This is a genomic window from Rhodovastum atsumiense (assembly GCF_937425535.1).
In the GTDB taxonomy this organism is placed as follows: domain Bacteria; phylum Pseudomonadota; class Alphaproteobacteria; order Acetobacterales; family Acetobacteraceae; genus Rhodovastum; species Rhodovastum atsumiense.
Window position 1 is genome coordinate 700,234 of the sequence record NZ_OW485601.1, and the last position, 20,468, is coordinate 720,701.

General features: G+C 68.4%; 22 protein-coding genes. 16 read left to right on the forward strand and 6 right to left on the reverse strand.

Annotated features, from left to right (window positions below):
• Window positions 1–984 (reverse strand): cysteine synthase A, encoded by a 984-nt coding sequence (cysK, locus tag NBY65_RS02950; RefSeq protein ID WP_150042754.1) that lies wholly within the window; start codon window positions 982–984, stop codon window positions 1–3.
• A gap of 215 nt (window positions 985–1,199) precedes the next feature.
• Between cysK and NBY65_RS02955 the strand changes: the two genes are divergently transcribed.
• Complete coding sequence (locus tag NBY65_RS02955) at window positions 1,200–1,772, forward strand: DedA family protein (RefSeq protein ID WP_150042755.1); 573 nt, start codon at window positions 1,200–1,202, stop codon at window positions 1,770–1,772.
• A gap of 119 nt (window positions 1,773–1,891) precedes the next feature.
• Window positions 1,892–2,722, forward strand: a complete 831-nt coding sequence (locus tag NBY65_RS02960; RefSeq protein ID WP_250265625.1) for a DUF2272 domain-containing protein — start codon at window positions 1,892–1,894, stop codon at window positions 2,720–2,722.
• A gap of 44 nt (window positions 2,723–2,766) precedes the next feature.
• On the opposite strand, the gene NBY65_RS02965 is transcribed toward NBY65_RS02960, so the two are convergent.
• Window positions 2,767–3,177: a rhodanese-like domain-containing protein gene (locus NBY65_RS02965; RefSeq protein WP_150042757.1), complete on the reverse strand. Its 411-nt coding sequence runs from the start codon at window positions 3,175–3,177 to the stop codon at window positions 2,767–2,769.
• 84 nt (window positions 3,178–3,261) lie between these two features.
• On the opposite strand from NBY65_RS02965, the gene NBY65_RS02970 reads away from it, so the two are divergent.
• Window positions 3,262–4,278, forward strand: coding sequence for a cysteine synthase A (locus tag NBY65_RS02970; RefSeq protein ID WP_150042758.1), 1,017 nt, complete (start codon window positions 3,262–3,264; stop codon window positions 4,276–4,278).
• Window positions 4,279–4,366: 88 nt separating this feature from the next.
• Here NBY65_RS02970 and NBY65_RS02975 read toward each other — a convergent pair whose 3' ends face one another.
• The 3 genes from NBY65_RS02975 to NBY65_RS02985 form a co-directional block, all read right to left on the reverse strand.
• Entirely contained in the window at window positions 4,367–5,434 is a 1,068-nt protein-coding gene (locus NBY65_RS02975; protein ID WP_150042759.1) for an SGNH/GDSL hydrolase family protein, read from the reverse strand.
• A gap of 72 nt (window positions 5,435–5,506) precedes the next feature.
• Window positions 5,507–6,454 (reverse strand): sterol desaturase family protein, encoded by a 948-nt coding sequence (locus NBY65_RS02980; protein ID WP_150042760.1) that lies wholly within the window; start codon window positions 6,452–6,454, stop codon window positions 5,507–5,509.
• A 3-nt stretch (window positions 6,455–6,457) separates the two neighbouring features.
• Window positions 6,458–7,447: a YVTN family beta-propeller repeat protein gene (locus tag NBY65_RS02985; RefSeq protein WP_203330603.1), complete on the reverse strand. Its 990-nt coding sequence runs from the start codon at window positions 7,445–7,447 to the stop codon at window positions 6,458–6,460.
• Window positions 7,448–7,885: 438 nt separating this feature from the next.
• Here NBY65_RS02985 and urtA point away from each other — a divergent pair, with 438 nt between their 5' ends.
• From urtA to urtE, 5 genes are all read left to right on the forward strand, one after another.
• On the forward strand, window positions 7,886–9,205 hold the full coding sequence (gene urtA, locus NBY65_RS02990; RefSeq protein ID WP_150042761.1) for an urea ABC transporter substrate-binding protein: 1,320 nt from the start codon (window positions 7,886–7,888) through the stop codon (window positions 9,203–9,205).
• Between the two features lie 95 nt (window positions 9,206–9,300).
• Window positions 9,301–10,881, forward strand: coding sequence for an urea ABC transporter permease subunit UrtB (gene urtB, locus NBY65_RS02995; protein WP_150042762.1), 1,581 nt, complete (start codon window positions 9,301–9,303; stop codon window positions 10,879–10,881).
• On the forward strand, window positions 10,878–11,975 hold the full coding sequence (gene urtC, locus NBY65_RS03000) for an urea ABC transporter permease subunit UrtC (protein WP_150042763.1): 1,098 nt from the start codon (window positions 10,878–10,880) through the stop codon (window positions 11,973–11,975). The genes urtB and urtC overlap by 4 nt, the downstream gene beginning before the upstream one ends.
• The gene (gene urtD, locus NBY65_RS03005) at window positions 11,972–12,742 is read left to right on the forward strand and encodes an urea ABC transporter ATP-binding protein UrtD (RefSeq protein WP_150042764.1); all 771 of its coding nucleotides are present in this window, start codon (window positions 11,972–11,974) and stop codon (window positions 12,740–12,742) included. The genes urtC and urtD overlap by 4 nt, the downstream gene beginning before the upstream one ends.
• 3 nt (window positions 12,743–12,745) lie before the next feature.
• Window positions 12,746–13,441 (forward strand): urea ABC transporter ATP-binding subunit UrtE, encoded by a 696-nt coding sequence (gene urtE / locus NBY65_RS03010; protein ID WP_150042765.1) that lies wholly within the window; start codon window positions 12,746–12,748, stop codon window positions 13,439–13,441.
• Window positions 13,442–13,634: 193 nt separating this feature from the next.
• Here urtE and NBY65_RS33775 read toward each other — a convergent pair whose 3' ends face one another.
• Entirely contained in the window at window positions 13,635–14,210 is a 576-nt protein-coding gene (locus NBY65_RS33775) for a YsnF/AvaK domain-containing protein (protein ID WP_162530709.1), read from the reverse strand.
• A 430-nt stretch (window positions 14,211–14,640) separates the two neighbouring features.
• Here NBY65_RS33775 and NBY65_RS03020 point away from each other — a divergent pair, with 430 nt between their 5' ends.
• The 8 genes from NBY65_RS03020 (at window position 14,641) to NBY65_RS03055 (ending at window position 20,458) form a co-directional block, all read left to right on the forward strand.
• Complete coding sequence (locus NBY65_RS03020) at window positions 14,641–15,513, forward strand: urease accessory protein UreD (RefSeq protein ID WP_250265626.1); 873 nt, start codon at window positions 14,641–14,643, stop codon at window positions 15,511–15,513.
• Between the two features lie 10 nt (window positions 15,514–15,523).
• Window positions 15,524–15,826, forward strand: a complete 303-nt coding sequence (locus NBY65_RS03025; RefSeq protein WP_150042768.1) for an urease subunit gamma — start codon at window positions 15,524–15,526, stop codon at window positions 15,824–15,826.
• A gap of 79 nt (window positions 15,827–15,905) precedes the next feature.
• Window positions 15,906–16,217: an urease subunit beta gene (locus NBY65_RS03030; RefSeq protein WP_150042769.1), complete on the forward strand. Its 312-nt coding sequence runs from the start codon at window positions 15,906–15,908 to the stop codon at window positions 16,215–16,217.
• The gene (ureC, locus tag NBY65_RS03035) at window positions 16,214–17,923 is read left to right on the forward strand and encodes an urease subunit alpha (protein WP_150042770.1); all 1,710 of its coding nucleotides are present in this window, start codon (window positions 16,214–16,216) and stop codon (window positions 17,921–17,923) included. The genes NBY65_RS03030 and ureC overlap by 4 nt, the downstream gene beginning before the upstream one ends.
• Window positions 17,924–17,985: 62 nt before the next feature.
• Window positions 17,986–18,492 carry an urease accessory protein UreE gene (locus tag NBY65_RS03040; protein ID WP_150042771.1) on the forward strand — a complete coding sequence of 169 codons (507 nt, stop codon included), beginning with the start codon at window positions 17,986–17,988 and terminating at the stop codon, window positions 18,490–18,492.
• Entirely contained in the window at window positions 18,485–19,141 is a 657-nt protein-coding gene (locus NBY65_RS03045; protein WP_203330605.1) for an urease accessory protein UreF, read from the forward strand. The genes NBY65_RS03040 and NBY65_RS03045 overlap by 8 nt, the downstream gene beginning before the upstream one ends.
• A 13-nt stretch (window positions 19,142–19,154) precedes the next feature.
• Complete coding sequence (gene ureG, locus NBY65_RS03050; protein WP_150042773.1) at window positions 19,155–19,772, forward strand: urease accessory protein UreG; 618 nt, start codon at window positions 19,155–19,157, stop codon at window positions 19,770–19,772.
• 134 nt (window positions 19,773–19,906) lie between these two features.
• Entirely contained in the window at window positions 19,907–20,458 is a 552-nt protein-coding gene (locus NBY65_RS03055) for a hypothetical protein (protein ID WP_150042774.1), read from the forward strand.
• Window positions 20,459–20,468 lie beyond the last annotated feature (10 nt).

The window sequence follows — 20,468 nt, forward strand, 5'->3', positions numbered from 1 at the left end:
TCAGAGCCCTTCGAACAGGGCGGTGGTGATGTAGCGCTCGGCGAAGCTCGGGATGATCGTGACGATCAGCTTGCCCGCGTTCTCCGGCCGCTTCGCCACCTTCAGCGTCGCCGCCAGCGCCGCGCCGGAGGAAATGCCGCCGGGGATGCCTTCGGTGCGGGCCAGGCGGCGCGCCTGGACGAAGCTCTCCTCGTTGCCCACCTGCACGATCTCGTCGATCAGCTTGGTATCCAGTACCTCCGGCACGAAGCCCGCGCCGATGCCCTGCAGCGGATGCGGCGAAGGGGCCCCGCCCGAGAGCACCGGGCTGACTTCCGGCTCGACGGCGATCAACTGCAGCCCCGGCTTGCGCGGCTTCAGCGCCTGGCCGATGCCGGTCAGCGTGCCGCCGGTGCCGATGCCCGACACCACGATATCCACCTTGCCGTCGGTGTCGTGCCAGATTTCCTCGGCGGTGGTCACCCGGTGGATCTCGGGGTTGGCCGGGTTGGTGAACTGGCCGGGAATGACGGCCCCGGGGGTGCTTTCGAGCAGTTCCTGGGCGCGGGCGACCGCCCCCTTCATGCCCTTCTCACGCGGGGTCAGTTCCAACTGGGCGCCGAGATAGCCGAGCATCTTGCGCCGCTCGATCGACACCGATTCCGGCATCGTCAGGATCAGCTTGTAGCCACGCGCGGCGGCGACGAAGGCCAGGCCGATGCCGGTGTTGCCGGAGGTCGGCTCGATCAGCACCGTGTCGGGGCCGATCTTGCCCTCGCGCTCCAGGGCCAGGATCAGGTTGACGCCGATGCGGTCCTTCACGCTGGCGATCGGGTTGAAGAATTCCAGCTTCAACGCGATATCGGCGTTGATGCCGTCCTCCCTGGCGATGCGGGGAATCCGCACCAGCGGGGTGTTGCCGATCGTCTCGGCGATGCTGTCGTAGATACGGCCACGCAAGGGGCGGTCGAAGGTGAGGGGCTTGCGGTCGGTTGCTTCGGTCATCGTGACACCTTCCAGTAAATCACATTTCCAAGCTGTGATTTCGGGATCATACAGATCCCTCAGGGAAACTCAATCACGATCGCCGGGCGCACAAGGGTCAATGTCGAAAATATTCCTTTACTCACCTTGCAAATCTGACATGATTCCTCGCTTGCGATCCGTCCCGGAGGCGTCACACTACGGCGTGAAACTGTCGTCTGGGGAGCGGCGTGCAAGTGGCGGAATTCTGGGCCGAGTGGGGCATTCTTGGCTATCTCGGCGCGGCCGGGTGGGCATTCTTCGAGGGTGAGACCTTCGTCCTGATCGCCGCCGCGGCCGGGCGCACCACTGGTCTGATCGATCCCTGGATCCTGATGATCTGCGTCTGGCTTGGTTCCTTCGCCGGCGACCAGGTCTGGTTCACGCTCGGGCGCCGCTACGGCAAGCAGGCGCTCCGGCGTTTTCGCGGCGCCGAGCCGAAGGTCGAGGCCGCGACCCGGTTCCTGGAACGCTACGGCGACCTGTTCGTGCTGACCTTCCGCTTCGCCTACGGCATCCGCAACGTCGCCTCGGCGGCCTGCGGGCTGGCGGGCATGAACCATCTGCGCTTCGCCATGCTGAATTTCATCGCCGCCGGGATCTGGGCGGCCAGCTTCGTGACCGCGGGCTGGTTCCTGGCCGGCTGGCTCGGCGCCAAGGGCGTGGGCTGGACGATCGGACTGGTCGGGCTGGCGGTGATCATCGGCCTGATCTGGCGCTTCCACCGCCAGCGCAGCGCGACTCCGGCACGGGCGGGGGCAGTTCCATAACCTGTAATCGATAAGTCACGACGAATAATTGACGTTCCAGGGGTGGGAGTGCTCCATACCGCCCCGTGATGACGCCCAATCCTCTCTTGCCCCGGAGGCTTCAGCCGCAACTGGCGGCGGTGGCCTTCTCTTCCCTGCTGCTGCTCGCCGCCTGTGGCTCCCGGCCGGCGCCACGGGCAGCACTGCCCTCGGCGCAACAGCCACGCGTGTCCGAGATCGCCGCGATGCACGTGCCGCCCTTCGCGGAACAGCCTTTCGAGCGCTTCTCGCGCATCAATGTCCTCTCCATCGCGCTGCGGGAATGGCGCAGCTTCGGCCAGCCGGTGCGCGACGACCCGCCCGACAACCGGCCGGAGATGAGCCAGGCGGAGATGCCCGACCACCAGCCCGGCCTGTGGCAGCGGGTCGGCGAATACTGGTGGCTCGGGCAGGATGCCGACGCCCCCGCCCGGGCCTGGACCAGCAAATACGACGGCGATGGCCGGCCGATCCCGGCCGGGCGGGAAGACAGCTTTGCCTGGTCGGCGGCCTTCATCAGCTACGTCATGCGCACCGCCGGGGCGGGCGCGGGTTTCCCCTATGCGATCGCGCATGCGACCTACATCAATGCCGCCACCGCCGCGGCGAATCCCGGCGCGGCCGGAATACGGCTGCGGGCCGAGCCGCTCACGTCCTATGCGCCGAAGCCGGGCGACCTGGTCTGCACCTCGCGCACCCGCGAACCCGTCCGTTTCAGCGACCTGCCACGCAGCCGCTTCCCGGGCCATTGCGACTTCGTGATCGACCGGGTGGGCAACGAGATCCGCGTGATCGGCGGCAATGTCGCCCATGCCGTGACCATGAAGCACATCCCGGTAACAGCCGCTGGCCTGCTCGCCACGCCGGACGGCATGACCCTGGACACGCGCTATCACTGGTTCGTGGCGCTGCGCGTCCTCTACGACGACTGAATCATCCCCTGCCCCGCGCGCGGCCGCCCGCCGCGCGCGGGGCCCTAACGCTGCCGCCAGGGCAGCCCATCGGCTTTCCAGCCGGCGAGGCGTCCGCGATGGCCGGACGGATCGAGCGGCCCTTCGAACCCGTCGGCGACGTTGTAGACATGCGCGAAGCCGGCTTCCCGCGCCGCTTCCGCAGCGGCCAGGCTGCGCACGCCGCTGCGGCAAATGAAATAGACATGCTGCGTCGGCTGCAGCCCGGCGTGGGTCAGGTGCGCGACGAAGGCCGCATTGACCTGCATGGCAGGAAAGATCTGCCAGGGGATCAGCACCGGCTCCTGCCCCGCTTCCGACAGGTCCGGCAGGCCCACATAGGCCCATTCCGCATCCGTCCGTACATCAACGAGGCGGGCGTCCGGATTGGTCCGCAACGCCTGCCAGACGTCCCGCGGGGGAATGTTCTCGATCATGGGCCACCTCCGGCTGATGATAGGGCGCCATCGCATCGCGATCGGCAGTGTTCAATTCTGGATGGGAGCCTTCTGGAAGTCACCATGGGACAGTCGCCGCACATCACCGTTGCCCCGCCCATTGCCGACGACCTCGCCGCTGCCATAGGCAACACGCCGCTGATCCGGCTGCGCCGGGCCAGCGAGGCGACGGGCTGCGCCATTCTCGCCAAGGCGGAGTTCATGAATCCGGGTGGTTCGGTCAAGGACCGGGCGGCGCTGGCCATCCTGCGGGATGCGGAGCGCCGGGGCCTGCTGAAGCCCGGCGGCACGGTGGTCGAAGGCACCGCCGGCAACACCGGCATCGGGCTGACCCTGGTCGGCAATGCCCGCGGCTACCGCACGATCATCGTCATGCCTGAGACCCAGTCGCAGGAGAAGATCGACACGCTGCGGATGATCGGCGCCGACCTGCGGCTGGTGCCGGCCAAGCCGTTCCGTGATCCCGGCAACTACGTCCATGTCTCCCGCCGGCTTGCCGAGGAAACCGACGCGGTCTGGGCCAACCAGTTCGATAACCTCGCCAACCGCGAGGCCCATCGCCTGACCACCGGCCCGGAGATCTGGCATCAGAGCCATGGGCGGATCGACGCCTTCACCTGTGCCTGCGGCACCGGTGGCACGCTGGCGGGGGTGTCGCTGGCGCTGAAACATCGGGACCCCGCGATCCGCATCGTGCTCGCCGATCCCGAGGGCAGTGGCCTTTATGGCTGGGTCACGTCCGGCGACCTCAGCATCACCGGCAGTTCCATCACCGAGGGCATCGGTCAGTCGCGGGTTCCCGGCAATCTCGAGGGCGCGCCGATCGACGATGCCGTGCGCATCCCCGATGCGGAAGCGCTGGAGCAGGTCTTCGATCTGCTGATCCACGAGGGTCTTTCGGTCGGCGGATCGAGCGGCATCAACGTTGCCGCGGCGATCCGTGTGGCGAAGGATCTCGGCCCGGGCCACACGGTGGTGACGGTGTTGTGCGACAGTGGCAACCGCTACCAGAGCAAGCTGTTCAATCCCGCTTTCCTGCAAAGCAAGGGCTTGCCGGTCCCCCCCTGGCTGTCGGCCTAGGGTCTTTTCTGTGCCGCGCAGCGCTGATGGGGTGCAGGGGCCTTGTGGCCCCTGCCGGGTCCAGGGCAGCGCCCTGGCCTTCCCTTGATCACGCCAACGCCTGCACGGCATTCCCCGCGAGCAGGGCGTGTCCCGTCGTCGTCGGATGGAGCGTGTCGAAAAACAGGTACTGGTTCTGCGCGGTGCCGGTGGCCTGCAAGGTGCCGCCGCTGTTGGGGAACGGGCCGCCGCTGTAGACGGGCTGGTCGACATTGGCGAAACCGAAAGCCGCGGGGTTGGTAGCTGCCTGGTCGAGCAGGCCGTATGTGTCCACCAGGTCGATGTCGAGTTGCCGTGTCTGTTCCAGCTCTCCCAGCGCCTGCTGCAGTTGCTGGTTGAACTGTGCCGCGAGCGACGAGGCCGTTCCCGCCTGCGCCGGCCCGGCCGCTGCCTGATCGGGCGTATGCCCGAGGTCCGGGACGTTCAGGATCAGGATGTTGCGCGCGCCGCTATCGGCCAGGCCGCTGACGAACTGGGTGACATTACCAACGGCCTGGGTCACGGCCTGCTGCGCCGAGGCCGGATCGCTGCCGGCGATTCCGGCCACCGCCAACATGTCGTTGCCGCCGATCGAGAGCGTGTACAGGGCATCCGGGTTGGGTGCCTGCACCTGCGCGCGGAACTGCAACAACTGCGAGGGCAGATCGAGCGGTGTCTCCTGGTGCACGGTAGTGGCGCCGGTCTGGGCGCCGCCGAAGGCGAAATTGCCGCCGCCCTGCAGGCTGGGCTGGGGCAAGGGCAAGCCGAGCTGGCCGGCCAGGTACTCCACCCAGACCGGCCCGTTGCTGAAATTGCCATCGGCGTACGGCGCGACCGGCACGATGCCGCCTGTCGTTGCCTGGTCGTTGCCCGTATCCGAAAGGCTGTCGCCGAAGGCATAGAGAACGGGATAGCGCGCGCCCGCGACCGGCGCGGGATCGACCGCAGGCAAGGCCGCTCGCAGTGATTCGACCGATGCGCCCGTGCCGCCGCCGTTGCGCAGCCACAGCGCCTGCAACGCCGTGCCGAGCTGGCCGGCGGCATTGGAGACATTCGCTCCGGGGTTGCCGAAATCGATGGAGGGCAGGCTGAGCGCGCCCAGGTCGATGCTCGTGATGTCTTCCGGTATTATTGCCATGTCCTCTCAACGCGGCACGGCCCGGAAGGACGCAGCATGGCAGGTTTTCGCTGAAGCCATCGTGATCGCCGCTCAGGACGGCTTCGTCGCCCCGGCCCCGGCGAGGACGCGCAGCATGCGGCGCAGCCCGGCCCATTGCTGGGCGGCGTAGCTGCCGGTCGCCAGCGCTTCCTCGGCGGTGGGGTCGCCGGTGCGCACGTAGGCGCGCGAGAAATCGGCGGTGCCGAAGATCATGTCCCACCACGGCAGCACCGCGCCGTAATTGACCGATTGCTGCCCGGCCGCGGTGGTGCCGTGATGCGCCCGGTGAAACCGGGGCGAGATCAGCAGCCGCTCGCCGATCCGGCCGAAGCAAAGCCGGGTATTGGCATGGCTCAGGCTTTCGATCAGGCGCAGCAGCAGCACCAGCAGCGGGAACTGCATCGGCGGGATGCCGATCAGCAGCGCCACCGCGGTGAACCAGACGAAGGAGATCACCTCGTCAAGCAGGTGGTTGCGGTCATCCGACCAGAAGGTCATCTGCCGCTGGGCATGGTGGACGGCGTGCAGCGAGTACCACCAGTCGAAGCGGTGGCTCAGCCGGTGCCGCCAGTATTCCGAAAAATCGAGAATGACGACATAGAGGCAGAAGGTCAGCACCGGCTGGCCGAGCAGGACGGGAAACAGGCGCTCGAGCGTGGGCGGCACCCAGCCCTGGTCGGCCAGGAAGCCGTTCAGCATCACCTGGATCTTGTAGAACAGCACGAAGGTGATCAGCGGCAGCAACCCGACCCGCGCGATCAGCGTGTAGAGCACATCGACCGTCACCGCGCGCGCATCCGGCCATGCCTCCACCGGCCGCCAGCGTTCCAGCGGCACGCAGACGGCATAGGTGACGATCACCTGCGCCATGCCATAGACGGCGAACAGCGCCCAGCCGAAGGAAACGTCCTCCCACTCCATCATCCCGAGCGCGTAGAGCAGCGGCAGCAACAGGTTTTCCTGCAGCCAGCCGGCGAGGAAATCGAACGGCGCCGTCATGGTTCAGCGTGCCGCGACCGAGGTGGCGACCATCGCCGCCGGATTGAGGAAAATGCCGTGCGGCGAGCGCCCCACTGCGATCGTCTCGTACTGGCCGCTGGCCGGATCCAGCACCGCCACCTTGTTGGCGAAGCGCAGCGTGAACCAGAGATGCCCGTCCGGGGCGAAGGCGATGTCGTCGGGGCCGCCCGGCAGGCGGTAGCTGCGCAGCGGCGCCAGCGTGGCCGCGTCGAGCACGCTGACCCCGTTCGCATCCAGCCGGTTGTTGACATAGAGCAGCCTGCCGTCGGGGGAGAGGAACAACTGGTGCGCCCCCTTGCCGGTGCGGATGCGCCGTTCCACCGCGCCGGTGGCGGGATCCACCACGCTGACGTCGTCGCTGCCCATGTTGGCCACCAGCACGCGGCCGTTCAGCCACATCACCCCGGCCGGCGTGCGCCCGACAGGAGCGTTCCAGAGCGGCTCCATGCGGCGCAGGTCGATCGCGGCCAGCCGGTCCGTGCCCTGCAGCGAGACATAGACGACGCCTGAATCCGGCGAGAATGCCAGGTGGCTCGGCATCGATTTCAGTGGGAAGCGCTTGACCAGCCGGTAGCTGCCCGCCTCGTAGACATCGACCTGGGCGCGCGCGAGCGCATTGACGACCAGCAGCTTCCCGTCCGGGCTGAAGCCGAGCTGGTAGGGATCGGCCACCGGCACGCGCCGGCGGATCGTGAAACGCGCGGGATCGAGCACGATCAGCTCATTGGCCACCGTGTCGCCGACCAGCAGGTCCTGCCCGTCCGGCGTCAGCGCCCAGTGATGCGGCTCGCGCAGCACCGGAAGGCGCCGCAGTTCCACCCGGCGCGCCAGGTCGATCACGCTCAACGTCGCCTCGTTGGAGTTCATCACCAGCACCGCGCCCGTGGCGGTCCCTTCCGCCCGGACCGGTGCGCCGGCCATGGCCAGCAATGCTGCAATGCAAAAAGGCAGAACCCGTCGAAGACACGTCATGAGGCCTCGCGGAAAAGAGAAAACGTGCCCGACCCGGTATCCATCAGGGACCTGCACGCCGGTGCCTTAGCATGTTGTTGTCAGCGCCCGCCAACATAGTGATGCCAGGGCGGTTTTCTGCCCCCGATCGTTGAAAATAATGCGGTACCGCAAAGTCATCCCGGCCCCAGGCACCTTCGTTACCAACAAGAATATATTGCCGGCGCACAGGCAGCCGGGCTCCCCATGACCCGGACGGGACCTGCGCGTTTCGGCGCCACTGCGGACGGGGTGTGATCGTCCTCGTGGCAGAACCGGTGCAGGAAAACCCACCGGAGCGATCTCTCCGCAGCGTGATGGCACTGGCATGGGCGTTGCTATGCCCTGGCCGCGGCCATCGCCAGGGCCGCCCCGCGATGCGTCCCCCGCGCCGCGGGAAAACCGCACAAGGGAGATCCCATGGTTTCTGTCCGCCGCTGGCTCCGCGGAGCAGGCCTCGCCGCAGCCGCTCTGGCCGCCGTGCTGGGCCTGGCGCCCGCGACCGCGTCGACCGCCCTCGCCCAGGGCGCCGCGCCGATCAAGGTCGGCATCCTGCATTCACTTTCCGGCACCATGGCCATCAGCGAGACCACGCTGAAGGATGTGATGCTGATGCTGATCGAGCAGCAGAACAAGAAGGGTGGCCTGCTCGGCCGCAAGATCGAGGCCGTGGTGGTGGATCCCGCCTCCAACTGGCCGCTGTTTGCCGAGAAGGCCCGCCAGCTCATCACCGTCGACAAGGTGGCGGCGGTGTTCGGTTGCTGGACCTCGGTGTCGCGCAAGTCGGTGCTGCCGGTGTTCGAGGAACTGAACTCGATCCTGTTCTACCCCGTCCAGTACGAGGGCGAGGAAAGCAGCAAGAACGTCTTCTACACCGGCGCCGCGCCGAACCAGCAGGCCATTCCGGCGGTGGACTACCTCGCCGCCAACGAAAAGGTGCAGCGCTGGGTGCTCGCCGGCACCGACTACGTCTACCCGCGCACGACCAACAAGATCCTCGAGGCGTACCTGAAGTCCAAGGGCGTCAAGGACGAGGACATCATGATCAACTACACGCCGTTCGGCCACAGCGACTGGCAGAACATCGTGGCGCAGATCAAGCGGTTCGGCTCGGCGGGCAAGAAGACTGCGGTGGTGTCCACCATCAACGGCGACGCCAACGTGCCCTTCTACAAGGAACTCGCCAACCAGGGCATCAAGGCCACCGACATCCCCGTGGTCGCCTTCTCGGTCGGCGAGGAGGAACTGGCCGGCATCGACACCAAGCCGCTGGTCGGCCATCTCGCCGCCTGGAACTACTTCCAGAGCGTCAACACTGCCGCGAACCGCGGGTTCATCAAGGACTGGCACGACTTCACCAAGAATCCGAAGCGCACCACCAACGACCCGATGGAGGCGCACTACATCGGCTTCAACATGTGGGTGAAGGCGGTGCAGAAGGCCGGCACCACCGATCCCGCCAAGGTGATCGACGCCATGATCGGCATCACCGTGCCGAACCTGACCGGCGGCTATTCGGCGATGATGCCGAACCATCACATCACCAAGCCGGTGCTGATCGGCGAAGTGAAGAACGACGGTCAGTTCAACGTGGTCTGGCAGACGCCGGGCACCGTGGTCGCCAACGAATGGTCGCCGTACCTGGAAGGCTCGAAGGACCTGATCGCCGATTGGCGCTCGCCGCTGTCCTGCGGGAACTTCAACGTCAAGACCGGCAAGTGCGGGGGCGCCTCCAAGTAAGATTCCGTCTCCTCCCCTCTCCCGCCACGCGGGAGAGGCTGCCGGGCGGGCGGGGCCGGTGCCCCGACTGCCTTTTCTCCGGCCAGGGGCCTCGCATGACATTCCTCCGCATTTTCCTCGTCCTGCTCGCGCTGCTCGCCGGCCCGGCCGCGCGCGCCCAGGATGATCCCTTCGCCGGCCTCGCCTCCGACGATTTCGCCGCGGTCTCGGCCGCGGTTTCCGCCCTCGCGCTGTCGGGCGACCCGCAGGCCGGCGCCGCCATCGCCGCGCTGAAAGCCGATGCGCTGTTCGCCGCCCCCGACGGGACGCTGCTGATCCGCGGCGATGACGGCTATGTCGACGCCCGCACCGGCCGCAAGGCCGAGGACGTCAACGAGGACGACCTCAACCCGGTGCGGGTCAACAACGCGGTGCGCCGCGCCGTCGATGCCGCGCTCGGCAGCCTGAACCTGTTCGCCGCCGACGCCTCCGCCCGTGCCCGCGCCGCCGAGGACGTGTTCCGCTCGCATGATCCCGCCGCCCTGCCCGCGCTCGGGCGCGCGCTGGCGCAGGAACGCGATGCCGGCGCGCGGCGGGTGATGGAACAGGCCCGCGCCGCCGCCCTGCTCAATGCCGAGGACGCCCCCGAGGCCGACCGCCTCGCCGCCGTCGCCACCCTCCGCGCCCGCGGCGACATCGAAGCCAGTGCGCTGCTCGGGGCATTGCACGACCAGCCGCCCGCCGTTGCCACCGCCGCCGCCGAGGCCCGCGAGGCGATCGCCCGCCACCTGCGGCTCTGGAGCCTGGCGCAGAGCGTGTTCTACGGCCTTTCGCTCGGGTCGGTGCTGCTGCTCGCCGCGGCGGGGCTGGCCATCACCTTCGGGGTGATGGGCGTGATCAACATGGCGCATGGCGAGATGGTCATGCTCGGCGCCTACACCACCTTCGTCGTGCAGGAAGCCGTGCGCGGCTACGCCCCGGCCCTCGCCGCCTGGAGCCTGCCGATCTCGGTGCCGCTGGCCTTCCTGGTCGCGGGCGGCATCGGCATCGCCATCGAGCGCGGCATGATCCGCTTCCTCTATGGGCGGCCGCTGGAAACGCTGCTGGCCACCTGGGGGCTGAGCCTCGTGTTGCAGCAGGCGGTGCGCAGCCTGTTCGGCGCCTCCAACCGCGAGGTCTCCACCCCGGACTGGATGAGCGGGGCGGCGCAATGGGGCGGGCTGACCATCACCTGGAACCGGCTGACCATCATCCTCTTCGCCATCGTGGTGGTGGCGGCGCTGATGGCGGCGCTGCGCTATACCGCGCTCGGCCTGCGCATGCGCGCGGTCACGCAGAACCGCCGCATGGCCGCCGCCATGGGCATCCGCACCCCCTGGATCGACGCGCTGACCTTCGGGCTCGGCTCCGGGGTCGCCGGCATCGCCGGCGTGGCGCTCAGCCAGATCGACAATGTCAGCCCCAATCTCGGGCAGGGCTACATCATCGACAGCTTCATGGTCGTGGTGTTCGGCGGCGTGGGCAACCTGTGGGGAACCATCGTCTCCGCGCTCACGCTCGGCATCGTCAACAAGTTCCTCGAACCGGTCGCCGGTGCCGTGCTGGGCAAGATCCTGGTGCTGGTGCTGCTGATCCTGTTCATCCAGCGCAAGCCGCGCGGATTGTTCCCGCTCAAGGGACGGGCGGTGGAAGCATGACCCGCACATCGACGGCGATCTGCCTGGTCCTGGTGCTCGGCGGCGCGGTCGCGCTGGCCGCGCTCAACCTCGCCACCGCGCCGGGATCGGCCCTGCACGTGCCGCCCTATGTGGTGTCGCTGGTCGGCAAATACCTGTGCTACGCCATCCTGGCGCTGGCGGTGGACCTGGTCTGGGGCTTCGCCGGCATCCTCAGCCTGGGCCATGCCGCCTTCTTCGCGCTCGGCGGCTACGCCATGGGGATGTACCTGATGCGCCAGATCGGCGCGCGCGGCGTCTACGCCAATCCGGTGCTGCCCGATTTCATGGTGTTCCTGAACTGGCAGGAATTGCCCTGGTACTGGCACGGCTTCGACAACCCGCTGTTCGCGATGCTGATGGTGGTGGCGGTGCCGGGCCTGCTCGCGCTGGTGTTCGGCTGGCTCGCCTTCCGCAGCCGCGTCTCCGGCGTCTATCTCTCCATCATCACCCAGGCCCTGACCTATGCCCTGCTGCTGGCCTTCTTCCGCAACGACATGGGCTTCGGCGGCAATAACGGCCTGACCGACTTCAAGGACATCTTCGGCCTGCCGCTGCAGGCGGACGCCACCCGCGCGGGGCTGCTGGTGGCCACCGCGGTGGCACTGGCGCTCTGCCTGCTGCTTTCGTACGGCATCGTCACCAGCCGCTTCGGCAAGGTGCTGATCGCCGTGCGCGACGCGGAAAGCCGCACCCGCTTCCTCGGCTACCGGCCGGAAAACTACAAGCTGTTCGTCTGGGTGATCTCCGCCATCATGGCGGGCATCGGCGGCGCGCTGTACGTGCCGCAGGTCGGCATCATCAATCCCTCGGAATTCGCCCCGGCCAATTCCATCGAGGCGGTGATCTGGGTCGCCGTCGGCGGCCGTGGCACGCTGGTCGGCGCCGTGCTCGGCGCCATCCTGGTCAGCGGGGGCAAGACCTACTTCACCGGCGCGCTGCCCGAGTTCTGGCTGTTCGCGCTCGGGGCGCTGTTCATCCTGGTCACGCTGTTCCTGCCGGCCGGCATCGTCGGCGCGCTCCGCCGGCGCCGCCGCACCCCCGCCACCGTTCCCGCCCCGGAGCCCGCCGAATGATCGCGCGCGGAAAGAGCCCCGCCGAGCTGGGCGACACCCTGCTCTATCTCGACAACGTGACCGTCAGCTTCGACGGCTTCCGGGCGCTCAATGCCCTGTCGCTGGTGCTGGAACACGGCGAGATGCGCGCGGTGATCGGCCCCAACGGCGCGGGCAAGACCACGATGATGGATGTCATCACCGGCAAGACCCGCCCCGACGAGGGCGAGGTGATGTTCGACCGCACGGTCGATCTCACCCGGCTCGACGAGCCGGCGATCGCGGCCCTTGGGATCGGCCGCAAGTTCCAGAAGCCGACGGTGTTCGAGCCGCACAGCGTCTGGGACAATTTCCTGCTGGCGCTGGCCGGCGACCGCCGCCCGCGTTTCACGCTGTGGGCGCGCGAAACCGCCGAGGAACGTGACCGCATCGAGGAATTGCTGGTGCTGACCCGGCTGCAGGAGGTGCGTCACCATCGCGCCGGTGATCTCAGCCACGGCCAGAAGCAATGGCTGGAGATCGGCATGCTGCTGGCGCAGGACCCGCAATTGCTGCTGGTGGACGAGCCGGTCGCCGGCATGACCGATGCCGAGACGGCGCAGACCGCGGAGCTGCTGCGCGCGATCAACCGGACCCATTCGGTGGTGGTGGTCGAGCACGACATGGATTTCGTCCGCGCGCTCGGCGTGAAGGTCACGGTGCTGCACGAGGGCTCGGTGCTGTCGGAAGGCTCGATCGACCATGTCAGCGCCGATCCGAGGGTGGTCGAAGTGTATCTGGGGCGCTGAGCGATGCTGGAAGTGAGAGGCGTGGACCTGCACTACGGCGCGGCGATCGCGCTGCGCGGGGTGTCGCTGACGGCCGAGATCGGTGAGGTGACCTGCCTGCTCGGCCGCAACGGCGTGGGCAAGACCTCGATGCTGCGGGCGATCACCGGGGCGCATCCGGTCAGTCGCGGCGAGATCCTGTGGAACGGCGAGCCGGTCACCCGGCTGCCGCTCTACGAGCGCGCCCGCCGCGGCATCGCCTGGGTGCCGCAGGGGCGCGACATCTTCCCGCTGCTGACGGTGCGGGAGAACCTGGAAACCGGCTTCGCCGTGCTGCCGCGCGGCCAGCGCCGCCTGCCCGATGAAATCTTCGAGCTGTTCCCGGTGCTGAAATCGATGCTGCGGCGCCGCGGCGGCGATCTCTCAGGCGGGCAGCAGCAGCAGCTCGCGATCGCGCGCGCGCTGGTGATGAAACCGCGGCTGCTGGTGCTGGATGAACCGACCGAGGGCATCCAGCCCAGCATCATCAAGGATATCGGCCGCGTCATCGACCTGCTGCGCGGACGCGGCGACATGGCGATCCTGCTGGTGGAGCAGTATTTCGACTTCGCCCGTGACCTCGCCCAACGCCTGCTGGTGATGGAGCGGGGCGATATCGTGCTGGCCGGCCGGCGCGACCAGCTCGACGAGCAGGAGGTGCGGCGGCGGCTGTCGGTATGAGGACGGCGCACCTTCGCGCGATGGGTCCGAACCCCGCTTGACCCGACTCTCCGGACAGGGTCGGCTGAAGGGGTTTGCACCCTTGTTCACGGGACCGGTGGAGAGGAATGTCACGACGCCGGCGCGCGGGAGAGGCCGGGACGCCGGCCGGGAAATCCCCGACCGGCATGCCCGAAGCTCGTCCCTGGCAGGATCAGGGCTTGCGCGGCGGCTGCGGCGGCTGCCCCGGGCCGGCCTTCTTCTCGCCGACCTCTTCCAGGGACCGACGCTCCTCCTCGCCCGGCTTGGCGGCCGGTGTCGGCGCCGGGCCCCGGTGCTCCTCGGTCCCGTGCAGCAGGGTCACCGGGGTGCTGCCGATCTCCTTGGCGGCAAACTCGGCCGGACCGTTCTCGTGCTCGACATCCACCACGTCGCGGCGCACCGTCTCGCGCACCCGCTCGGTCCGCTCGGTGACCTGCTTGCGCAGCACCACTTCCTCGGCGACGTGCAGCGACTTCCAGACGGTGGGCACCTGCCGGCTGTCGCTCAGTTCGATGACGGTCTCGGTCAGCACGTTGTTGCGACCGTCGGTCGCGCTCGGACGGCGCCGTTCGATCACCACCTTCTCGTCGCGCAGCGTGACCTGCTGCTCGACGGGCTGGGAGACGACCCGGCGGCGGACGCGGGTGACCTCGCCGGGCACGGTGCGCGTAGCGACGTTCAACCGCTCCTCGCCGACCGGCACGACCTGGATTCCGTCGGTGGAGCGCTCGGTGTACCGCTGCGGCACGCTGCCGCTGATGCGGGTGCCCGCGGTCGGGCTATAGGACGAGAAAGACTGAAAAGAGGCACGCTGCAGCTCACGTTGAAAGTTTGTCCACAAATCAAGCCACGCCAAACCCGCACCGAATGCTGTATTTAGCACATTAGTGGTAGATTTGTTGGCGAACTCACCCGTTCTGGCAAAGTTACTATTATCGCTCGGCATGATGTATTCTTCCCTGTTTTTCGTTGTAAAACTGCGGTTATCCAATTCCCGCGGTCGTTGACTACATATGAACGGCAATCATGCACCGCAAGCTTTGTTTCGCCGCACCGCAGCATCAGCGCAGGAGAAGGATGCGGGTTCCATCGGAAATCCTCCCGATGCGTGACGGGACTAACTTCCCTGCCGGATCATGCTAGGTGAGAGCCGGAATCTGTCCTACGCATCCGGTGCCGTGTTCTTCCCCGCCGACATCCCCCTTCGTTCCACCTTGCCCGGTCCTGCCTTGACGCATGCGCGCGCCTCGTCGCACCAACGTTCCCACGGGGTGCTCGAAATCGCCTTCCGCCGCCGCGGCGAGCGGACGGTGCTGGCCGACCTGCGCCAGGAAGGCTGCCTGAAGGCCCGCTTCCCCCGCCCGCATGACGGGCTGGAGGCGGTGACGCTGAACACCTCCGGCGGCATCGCCGGCGGCGACGGGCTGCGCAGCGCCATCACGCTGCACGAGGCCACCCGCGTCACCCTCGCCGCCCAGGCCGCCGAGCGGTTTTACCGCACCCTGCCTTCCGACCTGCCGGCCCGCATCCGCACCGCCGTCACCCTGGCCCCTGGCGCCGCGCTGGAATGGCTGCCCCAGGAGGCGATCCTGTTCGACGGCTGCGCCTTCGACCGGGCGCTGGATGTCACCATGGCGGCAGATGCCGCTTTCCTGGGCGTGGAAAGCCTGGTGTTCGGTCGCGCGGCCATGGGCGAGCGGCTGCGCAGCGCCCGCATCGCCGATGCCATCCGCATCCGCCGCGGCGGGCAACTGGTGCTGCACGACTCGATCCGCCTGTCCGGGCGGGTGGAAGCCGTTCTGGCCCGCCCCGCCGTGGCCGCCGGCGCCCAGGCGGTGGCGACCCTCGTGCTGGTGGCCCCGGACGCCGAATCGCGGCTGGAGGCGCTACGGACCGCGCTCGCCCCGTTCGAGGCCGGAGCCAGCGCCTGGAACGGCATGCTGCTTGCACGCATCCTCGCCCCCGATGGCGCCGCGCTGCGGGCCGCGGTGGTGGCAGGCTTGGAATGTTTGCGTGGCGGGCGCAGTCTGCCGCGCGTCTGGATGTGCTGAGGAAGCGACGATGAACCTGACGCCGCGCGAGAAGGACAAGCTGCTGGTGGCCATGGCCGCGATGGTGGCGCGCCGGCGGCTGGAGCGCGGGGTGAAGCTGAACCACCCCGAGGCGGTGGCGCTGATCACCGATTTCGTCGTGGAAGGCGCGCGCGACGGCCGCTCGGTCGCCGACCTGATGCAGGCGGGGGCGCATGTGCTCACGCGCGAGCAGGTGATGGAGGGCGTGGCCGAGATGATCCCCGACGTCCAGGTCGAGGCCACCTTCCCCGACGGCACCAAGCTGGTCACGGTCCACGAGCCGATCCGGTAACGCTGCCTGCGCCGGCCGGTGGCGGGGACGCCCCGTCCCGCCCGGCGCCTCCCCCGACTCCCGAGCGGAGCTTCCGATCATGATTCCAGGCGAGATCGAAACCGCCCCCGGCGACATCGAGCTGAACGCCGGCCTCCCCCGCACCCGGCTCAACGTCGCCAATACCGGCGACCGGCCGATCCAGGTCGGCAGCCACTACCACTTCGCCGAAGCCAACCCCGCGCTCGACTTCGACCGGGAGCTCGCCCGCGGCCAGCGGCTCGACATCGCCGCCGGCACCGCCATCCGCTTCGAGCCCGGCCAGACCCGCGAGGTCACGCTGGTGCCGCTGCAGGGGCGGCGGCAGGTGTTCGGCTTCCGCGCCGCCATCATGGGAGCGCTCGACGAATGACCCGCATCACCCGGGCCGCCTATGCCGACATGTTCGGCCCGACCACCGGCGACCGCGTGCGCCTGGCCGACACCGAGCTCTGGGTCGAGGTGGAGAAGGACTTCACCACCTATGGCGAGGAAGTGAAGTTCGGCGGCGGCAAGGTGATCCGCGACGGCATGGGCCAGTCCCAGCACAGCCATGACGAGGGCGCGGCCGACACCGTCATCACCAACGCGCTGATCATCGACCACTGGGGCATCGTCAAGGCCGACGTCGCCATCACCAATGGCCGCATCAGCGCGATCGGCAAGGCCGGCAATCCCGACGTGCAGCCGGACGTCACCATCGTCATCGGCCCGGGCACCGAGATCATCGCCGGCGAAGGCAAGATCCTCACCGCCGGCGGCATCGACAGCCATATCCATTTCATCTGTCCCCAGCAGGTCGATGACGCGCTCGCCGGCGGCATCACCACGCTGGTGGGCGGCGGCACCGGCCCGGCCACCGGCACCGCGGCCACCACCTGCACGCCCGGGCCGTGGCACATGATGCGCATGCTGCAGGCGGCCGAGGGCCTGCCGGTCAACCTCGCCTTCGCCGGCAAGGGCAACGCCTCGCGGCCGGCGGCGCTGGAGGAGATGATCCGCGCCGGCGCATCGTCGCTGAAGCTGCACGAGGACTGGGGCACCACGCCGGCGGCGATCGATTGCTGCCTCGCCGTCGCCGACCGCTTCGACGTGCAGGTGATGATCCACACCGACACGCTGAACGAGAGCGGCTTCGTCGAGGACACCATCGCCGCCTTCAACGGCCGCACCATCCACGCCTTCCACACCGAAGGCGCCGGCGGCGGACACGCGCCCGACATCATCAAGGTGGCGGGCCTGCCCAACGTGCTGCCCAGCTCGACCAACCCGACGCGGCCCTACACCGCGAACACGATCGACGAGCATCTCGACATGCTCATGGTCTGCCACCACCTCGACGCCTCGATCCCCGAGGACCTGGCCTTCGCCGAAAGCCGCATCCGCAAGGAGACGATCGCCGCCGAGGACATCCTGCACGATCTCGGCGTGCTCTCGATGATCTCCTCGGACAGCCAGGCGATGGGCCGGGTGGGCGAGGTGGTCACCCGCACCTGGCAGACCGCGCACAAGATGAAGGTGCAGCGCGGCGCCTTGCCGGGCGATGGCGAGAAGCACGACAACGCGCGGGTGAAGCGCTACATTGCCAAATACACCATCAACCCGGCGATCGCGCAGGGCATGGCCCACGAGATCGGCTCGGTGGAGGTGGGCAAGCTCGCCGACCTGGTGCTGTGGTCGCCGGCCTTCTTCGGCGCCAAGCCCGATCTGGTGATCAAGGGCGGCTCGATCCTGCTGGCGCCGATGGGCGATCCCAATGCCTCGATCCCGACGCCGCAGCCGGTGCATTACCGCCCGATGTTCGCCGCCTTCGGCCGGGCGCTGACGGCGAGCGCCATCACCTTCGTCCCGGCCGCGGCGCTGGAGGCCGATATCGGCGCGCGCTACGGCCTGTCGCGTCCGCTCGCGGCGGTGCGCAACACCCGTGGCGGCATCGGCAAGCGCAGCATGGTGCACAACGACGCGACCCCGGTCATCGAGGTCGATCCCGAGACCTACGAGGTCCGGGCCGACGGGGTGCTGCTGACCTGCCAGCCCGCCACCGTGCTGCCGCTGGCGCAACGCTACTTCCTGTTCTGACGCATCGCTTCGCAGCCGCCGCCCTCCCCGCGGAGGGCGGCCGAGGAAGGAAACGGGCACGCATGACACGCGCCGATACGGTCCTGCCCGCGGGCAGCTGGGACAGCGCCGCCGCGTCCGACCATGTGCTGGTCGACTTCGATCGCCGCCACCGCCGCCGCATCCTGCTGCGCACCGAAGGCGGGCGCGAGGTGATGCTGGACCTGCCGCATGCGGTGCGGCTGCGCCATGGCGACGGGCTGGTCCTGGAGGATGGCAGCCGCATCCGCGTCGAGGCCCGGCCGGAACCGCTCGCCGAGATCCATGCCCATGCCGAGGGCGATCTCGTGCGCATCGCCTGGCATCTCGGCAACCGCCATCTGCCGGTGCAGTTGCTCAAGGCCGAGGACGGCAGCGACCGCATCCGCATCCGCGCCGACCACGTCATCGAGGAGATGGTCGAGGGCCTCGGCGGCCATGTCGAACTGATCGAGGCGCCGTTCGACCCCGAATCGGGCGCCTATGCGGGCGGGCACGACCACCTGCATGACGAGGACGGCGACGAGGGCGGCGACCACGTCCATGGCTGACACCGCCCTGCTGCGGCTGCTGTCCTGGCTGTCGCCGACCTTCCCCACGGGGGCCTTCGCCTGGTCGCACGGCCTCGAATGGGCGGTCGAGGCGGGGGACATCCACGACACCTCCTCGTTGCGCGGCTGGCTGACCGACCTGCTGGCGCATGGCAGCGCCCGCACCGACGCCATCCTGCTGCGCCATGCCCACCGCGCCTGCCGCGACCGCATGGCGCTGGCCTCGGTCGCGGCGCTCGGACGCGCCGTGCAGCCCTCGCGCGAGCGCCTGGCCGAGACCGTGGGCCAGGGCAACGCCTTCGTGCGGGCGGCCACGCCCTGGGGCATCGACGCGGTGACCGGGCTGGGCGAGCTGCCCTATCCGGTGGCGGTCGGGGCGCTCGCCGGCACGCACGGCATCGGCGAGGACGATGCCTGCGCCGCCACCCTGCAGGCCGGCATCGCCAACCTGATCTCGGCGGCGGTGCGGCTGGTGCCGCTCGGCCAGTCCGCGGGCCTGTCGGTGCTGGCAGCGCTGGAGCCGCTGGTGCTGGCCGTCGCCGCGGAGACCCGCGATGCGATGCTGGAGGATATCGGCAGCGCCTGCTTCCGCAGCGACCTTGCGGCCATGCGGCATGAAACCCAGTACACTCGCCTGTTCCGATCCTAGGAAAGGTCCCGCGATGAAATCCCCTCATGGCCCGCTGCGCGTCGGCATCGGCGGACCGGTCGGCACCGGCAAGACCGCGCTGATGGACGCGCTCTGCAAGCGGCTGCGCACGCGCTACGACATCGCCGCCATCACCAACGACATCTACACCAAGGAAGATGCCGAATTCCTCACCCGCGCGGGCTCGCTGCCGCCCGAGCGCATCCTCGGCATCGAGACCGGCGGCTGCCCGCACACCGCCATCCGCGAGGACGCGTCGATCAATCTCGCGGGCGTGAGCGAGTTGCGCCGCCGCTTCCCCGAGCTCGACGTCATCCTGATCGAGAGCGGCGGCGACAACCTGGCCGCCACCTTCAGCCCCGAGCTCGCGGACATCACCATCTACGTCATCGACGTGGCCGCCGGTGACAAGATCCCCCGCAAGGGCGGGCCTGGCATCACCCGTTCCGACCTGCTGGTGATCAACAAGATCGACCTCGCCCCCTATGTCGGCGCGAATCTCGAGGTCATGGACCGCGACGCGCGGAAGATGCGCGGCCAGCGGCCCTTCGTCTTCAGCAATGTCCGCGGCGGCGAGGGAATCGACGAGATCGTGGCCTTCATCGAACGCGCCGGCGGCCTCGCGTCATAGCAGGCCGCAACAACAGGTTCCCCACGAACGACAATTAACCAATCGATGTTGTTGCCCGTAAGCATTTTAACTTTTAGATGTGGAAGTATGCCCACGGCAATGGCAGGATATCTGCCGTCGTGGGGGCAACGGAGATGGCATTTTTTCTGAAGCGAATCTGGCACGCCCTTTTCGCAACCGAGAGCGAGCAGGCAGCGCAGGTCGATCCATTGGAAGTGCAGGCCCGTGACATCATCGTGCCGGCGATGCTCGAGGCGCTGGGACGGGAGGGGCTGGCGAAGGATTGCCTCGGCATGATGCCCCAGCCGGCCTATCGCAAGCCCCGCAACGACAACGATATCTGCCTCATCTGGATCGTCGCCCCCATTGCGCTGTTCGACGTGGCACTGAACCGGCGGGGGGTGCTCGTGTTCACCATCGTCCCGCCGATCTGCATCGGCCGCCTGCTCGGCAAGCGCGTGACCTGGAGCGGGATGGGCAGCCCGGTCACCTATGGCGCCTCGGTGATCGGGAGCATCATGGATCTCGAGATCTGGAAGGGCGCCATCGAAGCCAAGACCCGGGAATTCCTGGCCGATATCGAGGCCTCCCGGGAAACGCAGGGCGACGAGCAGACCCCCGCCCCGGCGTCGCCGGACTCACCGCCGCGCCAGTCGGCGGCGGGCGGACCAATGGCCATCGTCTGAGCGGAGTCTC